Origin of the sequence: Mesorhizobium sp. M0898, from assembly GCF_040319695.1 — a bacterium.
Classification (GTDB): domain Bacteria; phylum Pseudomonadota; class Alphaproteobacteria; order Rhizobiales; family Rhizobiaceae; genus Mesorhizobium.
The window spans coordinates 93883-108045 of the sequence record NZ_JAMYOE010000021.1 but is presented as its reverse complement, the minus strand read 5'-3'; the positions used below and the strand labels follow the sequence as shown (position 1 = coordinate 108045).

13 protein-coding genes and 4 pseudogenes are annotated in these 14163 nt (G+C 62.5%); 10 read left to right on the top strand and 7 right to left on the bottom strand.

The features are described 5' to 3' along the window. A pseudogene (locus NKH90_RS21165) lies at nucleotides 1-319 on the bottom strand (MFS transporter); the annotation flags it as partial. A 272-nt stretch (nucleotides 320-591) separates the two neighbouring features. Here NKH90_RS21165 and NKH90_RS21160 point away from each other — a divergent pair. Further along, nucleotides 592-840 (top strand): annotated as a pseudogene (locus NKH90_RS21160) (glutathione S-transferase family protein); the annotation flags it as partial. A 43-nt stretch (nucleotides 841-883) separates the two neighbouring features. On the opposite strand, the gene NKH90_RS21155 reads toward NKH90_RS21160, so the two are convergent. Next, complete coding sequence (locus tag NKH90_RS21155) at nucleotides 884-2566, bottom strand: FAD-dependent oxidoreductase (RefSeq protein WP_352820714.1); 1683 nt, start codon at nucleotides 2564-2566, stop codon at nucleotides 884-886. A 161-nt stretch (nucleotides 2567-2727) separates the two neighbouring features. On the opposite strand from NKH90_RS21155, the pseudogene NKH90_RS21150 reads away from it, so the two are divergent. The 4 genes and pseudogenes from NKH90_RS21150 to NKH90_RS21135 all read left to right on the top strand — a co-directional run. Continuing rightward, nucleotides 2728-2955: pseudogene (locus tag NKH90_RS21150) on the top strand (SAM-dependent methyltransferase); the annotation flags it as partial. Between the two features lie 593 nt (nucleotides 2956-3548). Beyond that, complete coding sequence (locus NKH90_RS21145; RefSeq protein WP_352474286.1) at nucleotides 3549-4904, top strand: selenium-binding family protein; 1356 nt, start codon at nucleotides 3549-3551, stop codon at nucleotides 4902-4904. Then, nucleotides 4901-5272 carry a 2Fe-2S iron-sulfur cluster-binding protein gene (locus NKH90_RS21140; RefSeq protein ID WP_352474288.1) on the top strand — a complete coding sequence of 124 codons (372 nt, stop codon included), beginning with the start codon at nucleotides 4901-4903 and terminating at the stop codon, nucleotides 5270-5272. The genes NKH90_RS21145 and NKH90_RS21140 overlap by 4 nt, the downstream gene beginning before the upstream one ends. Before the next feature lie 5 nt (nucleotides 5273-5277). Next, nucleotides 5278-5727: a CoA-binding protein gene (locus NKH90_RS21135; protein ID WP_352820722.1), complete on the top strand. Its 450-nt coding sequence runs from the start codon at nucleotides 5278-5280 to the stop codon at nucleotides 5725-5727. A 76-nt stretch (nucleotides 5728-5803) separates the two neighbouring features. Here NKH90_RS21135 and NKH90_RS21130 read toward each other — a convergent pair whose 3' ends face one another. The 5 genes from NKH90_RS21130 to NKH90_RS21110 form a co-directional block, all read right to left on the bottom strand. Further along, nucleotides 5804-7027 (bottom strand): NAD(P)-binding domain-containing protein, encoded by a 1224-nt coding sequence (locus NKH90_RS21130; RefSeq protein WP_352820720.1) that lies wholly within the window; start codon nucleotides 7025-7027, stop codon nucleotides 5804-5806. A gap of 62 nt (nucleotides 7028-7089) precedes the next feature. Further along, complete coding sequence (locus tag NKH90_RS21125; protein ID WP_023679231.1) at nucleotides 7090-7647, bottom strand: OsmC family protein; 558 nt, start codon at nucleotides 7645-7647, stop codon at nucleotides 7090-7092. Nucleotides 7648-7956: 309 nt separating this feature from the next. Next, nucleotides 7957-8469, bottom strand: coding sequence for an OmpA family protein (locus tag NKH90_RS21120; protein WP_352820712.1), 513 nt, complete (start codon nucleotides 8467-8469; stop codon nucleotides 7957-7959). 9 nt (nucleotides 8470-8478) lie between these two features. Beyond that, a complete protein-coding gene (locus NKH90_RS21115; RefSeq protein ID WP_352820710.1) occupies nucleotides 8479-9138 on the bottom strand; it encodes a L,D-transpeptidase in 660 nt (219 codons plus the stop codon). A 371-nt stretch (nucleotides 9139-9509) separates the two neighbouring features. Next, nucleotides 9510-10403, bottom strand: a complete 894-nt coding sequence (locus NKH90_RS21110) for a LysR family transcriptional regulator (protein ID WP_352820709.1) — start codon at nucleotides 10401-10403, stop codon at nucleotides 9510-9512. Between the two features lie 151 nt (nucleotides 10404-10554). On the opposite strand from NKH90_RS21110, the pseudogene NKH90_RS21105 reads away from it, so the two are divergent. The 5 genes and pseudogenes from NKH90_RS21105 (at nucleotide 10555) to NKH90_RS21085 (ending at nucleotide 14155) form a co-directional block, all read left to right on the top strand. After that, a pseudogene (locus NKH90_RS21105) lies at nucleotides 10555-11744 on the top strand (MFS transporter). Beyond that, nucleotides 11741-12211, top strand: coding sequence for a cyclophilin-like fold protein (locus tag NKH90_RS21100; protein WP_352820708.1), 471 nt, complete (start codon nucleotides 11741-11743; stop codon nucleotides 12209-12211). The pseudogene NKH90_RS21105 and the gene NKH90_RS21100 overlap by 4 nt, the downstream one beginning before the upstream one ends. Before the next feature lie 19 nt (nucleotides 12212-12230). Continuing rightward, the gene (locus NKH90_RS21095; RefSeq protein WP_352820706.1) at nucleotides 12231-12626 is read left to right on the top strand and encodes a (R)-mandelonitrile lyase; all 396 of its coding nucleotides are present in this window, start codon (nucleotides 12231-12233) and stop codon (nucleotides 12624-12626) included. Nucleotides 12627-12651: 25 nt separating this feature from the next. Next, entirely contained in the window at nucleotides 12652-13668 is a 1017-nt protein-coding gene (locus tag NKH90_RS21090) for a zinc-dependent alcohol dehydrogenase family protein (protein WP_352820705.1), read from the top strand. A 64-nt stretch (nucleotides 13669-13732) separates the two neighbouring features. Next, nucleotides 13733-14155 (top strand): lipocalin-like domain-containing protein, encoded by a 423-nt coding sequence (locus NKH90_RS21085; RefSeq protein WP_352775847.1) that lies wholly within the window; start codon nucleotides 13733-13735, stop codon nucleotides 14153-14155. Nucleotides 14156-14163: the final 8 nt, after the last annotated feature.

Genomic DNA, 14163 nt, shown 5'->3' with positions numbered 1-14163 from the left:
GTGTGAGGACGGCATGCTCTAAGGGCACGAACACGCTGACGCTGCCGGCCGACGGGTTGATGGTGCCTGCGAAGGCGATCACCAAAAGCAGCGCGTAGTCGTGGACCACAGCAAAGGCCACACCCGTGGCCACCATCAGACTGGCGGCGGCAAGCAGGAGTTGGCGGTGATCGTGTCGGGCACCAAGGAGTCCGACGGCGATGGTCAAGAGCGCTGAACCGAGCAGCGATCCGGTTGCAATGATGCCGACCTGCAGAGGCGCGAAGCCTAATGCGAGGAGATAGACCGGCAACAGAACGGCCACGAAGCCATCGCCCATGTCGCGCAGGGCTCGGGCCGCAAAAAGAAAAGTCGCCGGGCGGATCTGCTGCACTGGTCTAGCCTGCCCTCATCACCTGCGTTGGCGTCAACGGCTTTGGCAGCGTCGCTCGACAGGGCTGGGACATCATGACGGAGTCGCGTTAGACATTCCAGCGAGACGAAGGCCATGAAGTTCGGGACGTGGGTCAGAATTCCCCGTGGTCTTGCTTTGGTAATGTCCAGGAAGGGGCGCATTGCTGCCCGCCAGCCTTGGGGCCGCTGACGACCCGCGACGAGACCTGGCATAAGCAGCGCCTGCCCATGGTCGAGGATCGCATCCGTGGCCGGCTCGGCGAACTTTCCGATCGCCTGGGCAATGCCGACCTGGCTCGATGGTGCGCTCAGCGCCGGTGACCTTCTGATGGTGGCGTGCTGCGCAGGTTGAACGGATCGGGTATACTGGACGAATATCCGAACCTCTCCGCTTATGTAGCCCGCGGCGAAGTGCGGCCAGCCGTCAAGCGTGCTTTCGATGCTTAATTGGCGGTTTTCACTCCGCATCGACCGGCTGATGACATTCTGGTTACTTGACCCTCTGGCTTTGGTTGCGGTCTACTTTCTCTTCATTGGCCAGATACTGGTGGACGAAGGCGATGGCCATGCTGCCCTCGCCGACCGCCGAGGCAACGCGTTTGACCGGGCTCAGGCGTACGTCGCCGCAGGCGAAGATGCCGGGCGCGCTGGTCTCGAGCAGGTAGGGGTCGCGGCCATGCGACCAGAGCCCGGCCTTCTTCACGTCGTCGCCGGTCAGCACATAACCGCGTGCATCGCGCGCTACGTCGGCCGGCAGCCACTCGGTCTCGGCGTTGGCGCCGATGAACACGAACAGCCCGCCGCATTGGTGCCGGCTCACCTCGTTGCCGGTCTTGTCGAGAATGTCGATCGCCGTCAGGTGCGTCTCGCCGTGCACGGCCTGGACTTCGGAGTGAAGCTGGACCTTTACGTTGCATTTCGCCCTGAGCTGCTCGATCAGATAGTGAGACATGCTGTCGGCAAGCGCGGGGCCGCGCACCAGCAGCGTCACGCTGCGCGCATGGCCGGAAAAATGCATCGCCGCCTGGCCGGCCGAATTGCCGGCGCCGATCAGGTAGACATCCTGCCCATGCGTGCTGCTCGCCTCGCTGCGCGCGGCGCCATAATAAACGCCTTTGCCGATCAACCGGTCGAACCCGTCGATGGCAAGACGGCGCCAGGCGACGCCGGTTGCCAGGATGAGGCTGCGGGCGCGCACGACATCGGTGCCGTCGAGCACCACCTCGTGCGTCGTCGGGTCGATGCCGGCGACCGAACGGGTGACCAGGATTTCGGCGCCGAGCCGCTTTGCCTGCTGCAGCGCGCGGCTGGCAAGCTCGTCACCGGAAATGCCGCTCGGAAAGCCGAGATAGTTCTCGATGCGCGAGGATGTTCCCGCCTGCCCGCCGGGCGCCTCGCGTTCGACGACGATGGTGCGCAGCCCCTCGGAGGCGCCATAGACCGCAGCCGCAAGACCGGCCGGTCCGCCGCCGATGATCGCGACGTCGTACTCGGCGCCGCGCGGGCGCGTCTGCAGCCCGAGGCGGATGGCAAGATCGCGCACGGCGGGTGCTTCGATAATCTCCCCGTCCGCCAGCCGGGCAACGGGACCATCGAGAGCCGGCCTGCTGAGGGCAGACCAGAAAGCCTCGGCATCCGATGTGTCGGGCAACAGCCAGGTGAACGAAATCTGGTTGCGGGCCAGAAACCGGCGCAGTTCGCCGCACGCCGTGTCCCAGCGATGGCCGACCAATGTGACGCGCGGCCTCTGCGGCTCGGCAGTGACGCTTTGCAGCCCGCCCATCCGCTCGCGGGCAAGCGCGCTGACCTTTTGGGCTACGTCCTTTGACACCGCGGCGATGGAATAATACTGCTGAACCTCGATGCGCATGACGCGGGAAGATTCGGCGGCGCGATAGCCACCGGGAAAACCCGAGCCAAGCGCAATCGGCACCTCGCCGAAGATCGTTCCCGGCAGACGCCAACCCAGCGTTCGCTCGATGCCGTCGAAGGTCTTTACGACTTCGATCTTGCCGGCGAGAACCGCAAACAGCGCGGCCTCTCCACCCTCGTGAATCGCGAACTCTCCGGGGCTGAGGTGAAGATCGGCCGCTGTCCGCGCCAGCCGCTCCAGCTCTGCCGCCGGCAAACCCGAAAACAACGGGATTGCTCCCACTTCATCACTTGTCAGCATGGCCCCTCGCGGGAGCCAGTTAGCGTTGTTTTTTTGCCGTGATCAATAAAAAAGCGAGGCGGAGCCGCGTTTTGGCAGAGAGCGCAACTTCCCCGTTGTTGTACCGTTGTTGTGGGGGAGATCGGCAGCCTCGACGCCATGCCACGCATGCTCGTAGCTCGCTCAATCCGGACGGCACGTGGATGATCGTCGAGCCGTTCGCGCACGATCATCTGGCTGTCAACCCCGTCGGGCGCGCCTATTGTGCCGCCTCCGCCTTTGTGCGCACGCCCGCGTCGCTGGCGCAGGATGTCGGGCTCCGGGACTGACGCCCAGGCCGGAGAGGCAAGGCTGAGGGAGGTCGTCACCAGCGGTGGCCTCACCGCTTCCGCCGCACCGCGGAGACGCCGTGCAAGCGTCCGACGAAGACACCGTCGGCGAGTGCTCGTTCCTCCACACTCAAAGAACCAGGCATCGTGCACGCAGTGCTGGGTTCGCTCAGCAGCGTCGAGGTAGCGATTGCAAGGAGACTTGCTCTCATTTTGCACGCCCGCGCAGACCCCACACGCATTGCGCCGATGGTAGCTCAACCTGATAGGATGCCATGTGCGATTGCGATTGAGGATCAGGTAATGGCCGGAAGCGGTCCGATCAATTGCGGTAAGAACGCGCGAGAATGCAGACATCCAATCCGGGGTAGGAAGTCTCGAACTGACCCAACCCAGACGTTCCCGACCGCTGGAATACTGTCTCGAAACCGTGGAAAGAAGCCGGGCGCTTTCACTTGGGCTTGGTCCAGGCACTGCTCTCCGATCACTCCGCCAACGTTCCCTCGGGATAAGAAGCTGGCGTTGGGTGGTCCCACGGGAGCTCTGTAGCCAAGTTGTACGTCACGTGCGCACTTCACAAGCCACCCCGGCCATAGCGCCAATGCCAAGCATGCACTAACATTCCAGCTTGCCCCTTTGGGGCTGGCCAGTGATCTGTTCAAAGGGAAGTAGCCATGACCAATCATTGCTGTGGACCGGGCTATGCTTCTCCAGCCGAGGCGATGACGGCACCTCGCGAAAAGCTGCTCTATACGATTGCCATCTACACCGGCACGGGCATTCAGAAGCCGGACTATCTGTGCACCATTGATGTCGACCCGGAGAGTTCGACCTACAGCCAGGTGATTTCGCGTTTGCAAATGCCGGGTATTGGCGATGAGCTTCATCACTCGGGCTGGAATGCCTGTTCGTCGTGCCACGGCGATGCGAGCATGGAGCGGAAATATCTGATCGTGCCGGGTGTGCGCTCGTCAAATCTGCATATTGTCGATTGCGGTACCGATCCGCGCAGCCCGACACTGTTCAAGGTGATAGACGGCGCTGAAATCAAAGCCAGGACTAACCTGTCGGCGCCACACACAGTGCATTGCCTCGGCTCGGACATCATCGTTTCCATGCTTGGTGACGCCCAGGGCAATGCCCCCGGCGGCTATTTGCAACTCAGCAAGGAGTTCGAGATTGTCGGCCGCTGGGAAAATTCCATGGGCAGGATCAAGTTTGGTTATGATTTCTGGTACCAGCCGCGACACAACGTAATGGTCAGCTCGGAATGGGCCGCGCCCAATACCTTCATGCCTGGCTTTGACCTGGAAGAGGTTGGTCATCTGAAATATGGCCGAGAGATCCATTTGTGGGATTTTGAAAAGAAGGAGCCAAAGCAAACATTCTATCTCGGTGAAGATGGCTTGATCCCACTGGAAGTGCGATTCCATCATAACCCCGACAGCAGTCACGGCTTTGTTGGCGCGGCCCTTTCTGCAAATATCATCCATTGGTGGAAGAACGCGGCGGGTGACTGGCAATGGGAAAAAATTGTCGATGTCGGCAATGAGCCGCATCCCGAATGGCCGATACCAATACCGGGCGTGATCTCGGTCATTCTGCTCAGCATGGACGATAGATACCTCTATCTGTGCAACTGGTTGCATGGCGACATTCGTCAGTACGACATCTCGGACCCTCACAACGCCAAGCTTACCGGACAAGTGTGGATGGGCGGACTTCTCGGCCGTGCGCCTGAGGTCAATGGCGTGAAAGTGACTGGCGGGCCTCAGATGATACAGCTCAGCCTCGACGGCAAGCGCCTTTACGTGACGACCTCACTCTTCTCGACGTGGGATAATCAGTTCTATCCGGAAATCCGCACCAATGGCGGATGCATGCTGATGGTCAATTGCGATACAGAAAACGGCGGCATGGAAATCGATCCGCTATTCGTTGTTGATTTTGGTAAGGAACCAAATGGACCAAGCCGCTGCCACGAAACCCGTTATCCCGGGGGTGATTGCACGAGTGACATCTGGGTATGACCTGCTTCACCATCATCCTCGCCAATCAAGGCGGTGCGGCCTTTGACGTCGATCACCGCAAGCCCCTCTTGCAAAGCTTGCGCGAGCAGGGCGTGGATCTGCCGTATGGGTGCAAGTATGGCGGCTGCATAACCTGTGCGGCCAAAATAATCAGCGGCAAAGTCGATCAAAAAGCGCAGCGGGCGCTGAACAACCGCCAGATCAACAATGGCTATATAATCCTCTGCGTCGCCCGCCCTTTGAGCGACTGCACGCTGGAGGTCGGCGTTGAGAGCCACGACAAGCTCTATCGCAACCCCTTCCTTGACCCGCTGGCCGCTCATGAATTGAAAGCCGATATTGCGACCCCGTTGGAAGCAAAGAAATGACCCATATGAATCATGATGAGCCCTATTCGGAGGCTTATCTGCAAGACATTCTGAAATCGGTCAAAACCATCGCGATGGTTGGGGCCAGCCCCGATAAAACTAAATTTTCCTATGGGGTACTCAGGGTGCTGCACGAAATCGGCTACGACATGATCCCGGTCAACCCCAGTCCCGGTCTGGATGAGATTCGAGGGCTTAAGGTGTACGCGTCACTAGCGGCCATCGACCGGCCTGTGGATATGGTTGAGGTTTTTCGCCGCTCCGAAGATCTGTTGGACGTTGCACAGGAGGCCATCGCAATCAACGCCAAGGTTCTGTGGGGTCAGATTGGGGTGCGCGATGACGCTGCCGCCCAGTTGGCGGAGGAAGCGGGCTTGAAAGTGGTGATGAACCGCTGTCCAAAGATTGAGTTGTTCCGCCCCTTCTGGAAGCCAAAGCTGCATTTGGGAATATGACTGCAGGGGCGCAGAATTCGGGGTTGTCGCGGCAACCAACCTGTTCCCTCTGGAGTCTCAGACGTTGATTCTGCTATCAGATTGAATTTTGCCCGAGGTACGATGCCAGATGATCGCTGAGATCACGCGCGTCGTCGCCAGCGCCGTCGATCAGAGCAGACTTGCGGCGGCGCAGAAACTGCGTCCCCATCAGGTACAGGCCCGGATGTTCCGCTACACCGCCGTCGTGACGGACGTGGCCCTTGCGGTCGAGGACCGGCAGTTCCAGCCAGGAGTAGTCCGGCCGGTAGCCGGTGGCCCAGATGATCGTCCTGATAGCGTCTCCGGCAAGATCGAGGCCGAGCGGCGGGTTGTCCTCGACACGGGTCGGCGGCGGGCGATCCGGCGGCCCGACCGTAGCGTCCAGGCCGTTGGCGCGCGCCCATTCGTCGATGAGGTCGAGCAGCCGGGCCATCTTGAGATCGGAAAGCGCGCACATGTTGCGCAACGACCCCGCAAACTGGGCCTTGCCGTCTTCGGTGATGCCGGCAAGACGACCGATGAGCCGGACGCCGAGGTCGTCGAGCGCATTGAGGTCGAGGGTGATGCGGTCGGGCGTGCCGGCAAGCTGTAGCGAAGGAACCCGTCGCGCCCGCCTGATGTCGTCCACCTCGTCGTAACGCTCGTCGAGCACGCCGGCGGCGTCCATCCACCATTCCAGGTCCTTGCCGCGATAGACGCGGGGCGCCCGGATGTGCTCGCCCACCGACAGGGTCACTTGACGCCCCGAACGCTGCAGCTCCTGTGCGATCTGGGTGCCGCTCGACGACGCGCCCACCACCATCACGCCACCGTCGGCGACCTGACCCGGATTGCGGTAGGACTGTGCCGTCAGCATGGCGACCGACGGCGGCACGCGGCTGGCGACGTCGGGCAGGCGCGCGATGTTGCACGCGCCCGACGCCAGCACGACGGTCCGACACCGCCACTCGCCGCGGTCCGTGCGCACAAGATATCCCGCCCCGTCGCTGCGAACCGAGGTGACGGTCGTGTGGGTTCTGACCGGAGCCGAGATCGCCTTGGCATAGTTCCCGAGGAAGTCGATCACCTCAGGCATCGTCCGGTAGCCGTCGGGATCGTCGCCGTCATAGCGAAAGCCCGGCAGCCGGCTCTGCCAGTTCGGGGTGAGCAGCCGCAGTGAATCCCATCGCTCGGTGCGCCAGGTATGGGCGATCTCGCCGCGCTCCAGCAGCACATGGTCGATAGAGCGCTCCGCGAGGCAGCGGCTCATCGCGAGCCCCGCGTGCCCCGCGCCGACGATCGCTGTGGTGACGGAACTAATCGCACCCTCTCATCAGGAGAGTCTACGGTTCGAAGCGCCTTTCAATTCACCACGACCGTGACGTTCGTCGGATTGGTGACAATGTCATAGACCGCCGACCGCTTCTGCGACTGAGCGACGATAGCCTCGATGTCCTCGCGCTTTGCGTCGGCGTCGATGTTGTATTTCACCGTGATGCCGCTGAAGCCGTTGCGCACGTCGCTGTCGATGCCGAGAATTCCGGCGAGATCCATGTCGCCTTCGATGGTCGCCTTCACCGACTTCAACTGGATGTTCCGGTTCTGGGCAACCGCGGCGATGCCGGCGGTCAGGCAACTCGCCAGTCCGACCAGCACGTATTCGACGGGCGTGGCGCCCTTGTCCTGGGAAGCGAAGACCTCCGGATGGTCTGCGTCGAATGTGAAGGTGGTCTTGCGATGCTGATCCTCGCCGAGACCGTAGAAGCTCTCGACCGACGAGTGGCTGTGGGTGCCATCCTTCCATTCGCAGGCCGCGCGCCACTTGAACTGCGCTGCCTCCGGGGCGTTGGTGAGCGCTTCGCGTGCGCCGAGCAGCGCCTCTACGTTAACACCGTTGTTTGCCTGTACTTCGGAAGCCATAATTATTATCCTCCCTACCTTGCACTGGCTCAAAAACCCGACCGATCTCACTGACCTCAGATTTCACCATGGCGCGGCATGCTATGGGTCGCGAAGCGTTTCTTCAAGTTGTTTCCGCAGCGGAATGTTCGCCCTCGTGTGCCGAGTTGTGCCTTTGCAGGCTCTGGCGCGATCACGACCTTCAGCGCGGTCAGTGTCTGCTTCCGGGGGAGGCAAAGTTCGCCTCTATGGCCGACATTGCGGCGCAAAGCAGCCATACCGCCGTTGTTTGTGAGGCTCTGCTTCGGTGACAAGCAGAACAGCAGCCCCCTACGGCTCGTCCCTCTCATCGCGCAAATTAGACACAACGCGGCGGTTCTGCGACCTGCAAGCGGTGTCGGGGCACTCGCGGACGAGCCTGTCCTTGCCGTAGCCCTTGGCCCACATGCGGTTGCGGTCTATGCCGCCGGCGGCGAGGTAGTCCATCACCGCATCGGCGCGCTGCTGCGACAGCGCCGTTTCCTTTGCGCCGGGATCGTCGGCGAAACCCTGCAGCTTGAGCAGCCAGCGCGGATGCTTTGCCAACCAAGCGATCTGGGTGTCGAGGGTGGCCTTGGCGACGGAATCGAGCGCGGCCGAACCTTGCGTGAAATAGGTGCGGCGGCCGACATTGAGGATAAAATCCTCCTCGCTGCCCGGCTGCACGTTCTGGAAGCCGGCAACCTCGGTGTTGGTGACGTCGGGTGTGGGAGGGGCCAGCGTGTTGCTGGTCGAGCAGGATGCGGCCAGCACGAGCAGGCCGGCGGCGAGCAGCCGGCGCGTGTTTTCAATGATGCGGTTCATGAGCGCCAATCATTCGACAGTGGTGGAAGCGGGCGCCTGGTCGGCGATGTGCGGCAGGACCTGCACCGCGGTGCCGATCGGGCAGCGCTGGTAGAGGTCGATGATGTCTTCCGGGAACATGCGGATGCAGCCGCTGGAAGCGTCGGTGCCGATGCTCCATGGCTCCAGCGTGCCATGCAGGCGGTAGCCGGTGTCGGCGCCGTCGCGGTGCAGATAGAGCGCGCGCGGCCCGAGCGGATTGTTGGACGCGCCGCCTGCGATCATGTCCGGTAGCTCCGGCCTGCGCTTGCGCATTTCGGGAGGCGGGACCCAGTCCGGCCACAGCGCGCGGCGGTCGATCGTCGCGCGGCCGTACCATTTGAAGCCGTCCTTGCCGACGCCGACGCCGTAGCGGATGGCAGTCTTGTTTTCCATGATGACGTAGAGGAAATGGTGGCGGGTATCGACCACGACGGTGCCGACCGGCTCGCTACTGAAATACTTGACGATCTGGCGGTGCCATCTCTTGTCGATCTTGGCGAAGTTGGTCTTGCGATACACAAAATTGTTGTCGCTGGCGGTACCGGCGAAAAAGGATTTTGCCGCCGCGGCTTGAGCAATATTGCCGGTTGCACCCACCGCGACCAGCGCCAGGCCGCCGAGCACGACACCCCTGCGTGATAAAACCATCGGCAATATTCCCCCTCATGCCAAAAGCCTGGCGGACCATAATTGAGAATTACTTCGCCTCAAAGTGGAAAATGCTGCGTTGCTTCAGTCCGCCGTGTCCGGACATTCGTCATTGCCGGGTTCGGGTGGGTAGACGGGGTGATCGGCAGATTGCTCGACGAGCGTGGATACAGGTGGGTTGCGGTCGACCTCGACGCCAAAAATGTAGAGCGGTCCCGGAAAGAACTGGTCTTTTCGGCAACGCTTCGCAGGAGGAGATGGTGGCCGCCGCGAAAATTGACTGTGCAAAGGCCCTGGTGATCACTCTGGACGACCCCGAGGTAGCCAGATCGGGCCTTGCGGCGCTGAGACGCAAACTGCCCGACCTCCCGTCAGATGCGATGGCGGAGCGCCTCAACGATCACCGCCATCGCAGGCGAGAGCTGTCGCCTGCTCGGGTAGTAGAGGTGATAGCCCGCAAACGGCGGACTCCAGTCGTCAAGCACGAGCCTAAGGCATCCCTTGGCGATGTGCTGGCTGACGAGGTTTTCCGGGACATAGGCGATCCCGAAACCGCTTATCGCAGCCTCGATCATGGGAATGGACGAATTGAAGGTGAGTTGGCCCTCCACCCGCACACGAAGGTCGCGGCCATCCCTGGCGAATTCCCAGGCATATAATCCGCCGAACGTCGCCTGCCGCATATTAATGCAGTCATGATCGACCAGATCCTGCGGTGCGGTCGGAACCGGATGGCGGGAAAAGTACTCGGGCGAAGCCACGGCGACGAGCCGCCAATCCGGCCCGATGCGCACTGCGATCATATCCCTGTCGATGCTCTCACCAAGCCGCACGCCTGCGTCGAAGCGCTCTTCCACAATGTTCTTCAAGCCGTTGTCGCTGTAAAGCTCGACGCACACGTCAGGATAGTCGCCGAGCAAGGGCTGCAGCTTCGGCCAGACGGTCGTCTGGAGCGCATGGTCGGACAGCGTGATACGGACCGTTCCGGAGGGCTTGTCGCGAAAGGCCATCAGGCTTGCGAGGTCGGCTTCGATTTCCTCGAAGCGGGGAACAAGAGATTGGAAAAGTCGCTCGCCGGCCTCGGTCGGAGCGACGCTCCGCGTCGTACGTGTCAGCAGGCGGACGCCAAGACGAGCTTCAAGCTCCTTGATTGTCGAACTCAGGGTCGACTGCGAGGTTCCGAGCTTGGCCGCCGCCTTGGTGAAGCTGCGCTCCCGCGCGACCGCCACGAACCAGAGCAGATCCTTCATGCCATCGCGCTGCATAGGGCACCTCCCGTCGGATATTTATATCATGAGCAGATAAGTCCATGCGAATTACTCAGTCTAATAGAATGGGTTCCTCTGCAATATCCTCCGGCATGGCGACGGGATGGGCGGCTGATCCGCCCCAGTCGCCTTGCAAGGATGCCAAACTATGGAAACGACCTACGACACAAGGCTTGTCGAAGACCGCGCCGCATGGGGCGCGGTGCTGTCGATGGCGCTGTGTGTTTTCGTGCTCATCGCGTCGGAATTCATGCCGGTCAGCCTGCTGTCGCCGCTAGCGGCCGATCTCGGCATCACCGAGGGCCGCACGGGACAGGCGATCTCGATTTCGGGCGCTTTCGCCGTCGTGACCAGCCTGCTGGTCGCGGGCCTCACACGCCGGATCGACCGCCGCCTGGTTGTGACCGGCTTTACCCTTCTCCTGATCGTATCCGGGCTCGCTGTCACTTTCGCGCCGAACTACGCGTTCCTCATGGTCGGCCGGGCGCTGCTCGGCATCGCGATCGGCGGGTTCTGGTCGATGTCGACCGCGATCGTCATGCGCCTCGTGCCGCAAGACATGGTTCCGAAGGGTCTCGCCATGCTAAACGCTGGCAATGCCATTGCGGCCACCGTCGCCGCGCCGCTGGGCAGTTTTCTTGGCGCCTATGTCGGCTGGCGCGGCGCTTTCTTCCTCGTCGTGCCGCTTGGGGTCCTGGCGCTGGTCTGGCAGTGGACAAGCCTGCCGGCGCTGCCCCCGCGCCGGAGGAAGCGTCCTGGCAATCCGCTGGCGCTCCTCGGCCGTCTTCCTGTCGCCACCGGCATGGCGTCAATCATGATGCCGTTCATGGGTCAGTTCGCCCTCTTCACCTATCTGCGGCCCTTCCTCGAAAGCGTCACTCAGCTCGACATCGCCGAGCTTTCGGCGATCCTGCTGGCGATGGGGCTGGCCGGGGTGCTCGGCACCCTCTGCATAGGCCGGCTTTTGCGCACGCGCCTGTTCAGCATCCTCATCGTCATCCCGCTTGTCATGGCCGCGCTGGCCGTAGCGCTCATCGCCTTCGGTACGACGCCAATTCCTACAGCGCCGCTGCTCGTTGCTGGGGCTTTTTCGGCACGGCCGCGCCCGTTGGCTGGGGCACCTGGCTCAGCCGCACGTTGCCGGACGACGCGGAGGCCGGCGGCGGGTTGCAGGTAGCCGTCATCCAGCTCGCCATCACCGGCGGTGCCGCCATCGGCGGCACGCTCTTCGATACGGTCGGCTGGTGGGGAGCGTTCACTCTAGGCGCGGTGCTGCTCTGCGGATCGGCGCTCGCCGCCTTTGCCGCATCGCATACGGCCCGGAGATCTTTGCCATGACCATCGAGCGTGCGCCGCTCAGCCGCAGGACATTGCTTGGCGCCGCGCTCGCGGTGGCGGCCCTGCCTCGCGCAGCCGCCAGCCAAGAAGGCGAAGCCCCTGTAAGCCAGGAGCCAACTGACATGAAGATCAGGATGATTTTCAACGGCCGCACCATGACCGCCACGCTCTACGACAATCCGTCGGCGCGGGATTTCTTTTCCATGCTGCCGCTCGACCTCAAGATCGAGGACTACGCGCATAACGAGAAGATCGCCTATCTGCCGCGCAAGCTGACTGAAGAGGGAAGCGGTCCGTTCGCCAACGAGCAGCCCTATGACCTTTGCTATTTCATGCCCTGGGGCAACCTGGCCATGTTCTACGCCGACTATCGCCATCCCGGGCTGATCAAGCTCGGCCGCTTCGATGAGGGCGAGCAGGCCCTGCACATTCGCGGCGCGTTCCCGCTTCGCATCGAACGCATTTGAGGACTCAGAGGAGATCACCATGGACATTCTTCGCGCTGGCACGAGGCCTTCCGGCAAGGGGCCACCTGACTGGTTCACCGGCACGGTGCGGATCGATCCGCTCTTCAATCCCTTCGATGCCGGGCGGGTCCAAGGCGCACAGGTGACCTTCGAGCCCGGCGCCCGCACCGCCTGGCACACGCATCCGCTCGGCCAGACGCTGATCGTCGTCTCGGGCCTTGGCCGCGTGCAGCGCGAGGGTGGCCTGGTCGAAGAAATCCGTCCCGGTGACGTCGTCTGGTTCGCGCCCGGCGAAAAGCACTGGCACGGCGCGTCGCCTCAGACCGCCATGACCCACATTGCCCTCCAGGAGGTCAAAGACGGCAAGGTCGTGGACTGGCTGGAACATGTCAGCGACGCCGACTACGGCGCCTGATCTTCTCCACTCGAAAGGAACCAAAATGCTCGCAACTGTTCTTCACAAACCGGGCGACATCCGCTGCGAGGAAATCGCCGATCCGAAAATCATGCGGCCAACGGACGCCATCATCAAGCTCTCGGCAAGCTGCATCTGCGGCTCGGACCTGTGGCCCTATCGCGGGCTGCAGCCGGTCGACGGCCCGATGCATATGGGCCACGAATATTGTGGCATCGTCGTCGAGGTCGGCGCAGAGGTACGCACGGTCCGTCCCGGCCAGTTCGTCGTCGGCTCGTTCTGTCTCTCCGACAATACCTGCCCGCACTGCCGCTTCGGCTTCCAGTCGTCCTGCGTGCAACGCGAATTCATGTCGGGCGCGCAGGCACCTTATGCCCGCGTGCCGTTGGCGGATGGCACACTGGTCGCCACCGCCGAGGTGCCGCCGGCCGAACTCATCCCCGACCTGCTGGCCGTGTCCGATGTGCTCGGCACTGGCTGGTATGCGGCCGACGCAGCCGAGGTCCGAGAAGGATCGACGGTGGTGGTGGTCGGCGACGGTGCGGTCGGCCTGATGGGCGTGCTTGCGGCCAAGGAGATGGGCGGCGAGCGCATCATCGCCATGAGCCGGCACGCCAGCCGCCAAAAACTCGCCCGCGAGTTTGGCGCCACCGACATTGTGGCCGAGCGTGGCGAGGAAGGCGTCGCGCGCATCAAGGAGCTCACCAGGGGCGTCGGCGCGGACTCGGTGCTGGAATGCGTCGGCACGGCGGAATCCTTCGACCAGCCGCTGGCCTGCTCCCGCCCCGGCGGCACCATCGGCTATGTCGGCGTGCCGCATGGCGTGAGCTTCGATGGCCAGAACCTCTTCTTCGGCCAGAAGCGCATGCTGGGCGGCCCGGCGCCGGTGCGCCGCTTCCTGCCCGACCTTATGGACCGTGTGCTCAACGGCAGGATCAAGCCCGGCAAGGTCTTCGACCTCAAGCTGCCGTTGGCCGAGGTCGCTGAAGGCTACCGCGCCATGGACGAGCGGCGCGCCATCAAGGTCATGCTTTCGGTGTGAGCGAAGATTGGGCGGACGGCCTGTGCGCACCCGCAAATCAGAAAAGGAACAACGACATATGACGATGAGATTGAAGATCGCCGCCCTTGCGCTTTCAGTTATCACGCCGGCTTTCTCCCAAGAGTCCCCGATCATCGGCGCATGGCGCATGAGGTCGCTCGAGGCCGGCGCCGAGGGAAATCTCAAGCCCGTGCCATATTCCGGCCAGGTCATCTTCACCGAGGCCGGCACCCTCTCGGTGCAGGCCCAGAACCCCGACGCCAAGGCGCCGGACACGCCTTATACGGCGAATGGCTACGAAGCCTATTACGGGCCGGTCGCCATCAACGACCAGGACAAGACCTTCGTCATCACGATCGAGTCCTCCCTGGTCCGCAACCTTGTCGGGAAGAGCATGAAACGCAAATTCGAAGTCTTGGGCAACAAACTGGTCCTCACCCCGGACAATCCGGCCGAAGGCTGGCGCGTAACCTACGAACGTTACTGATCGGAACA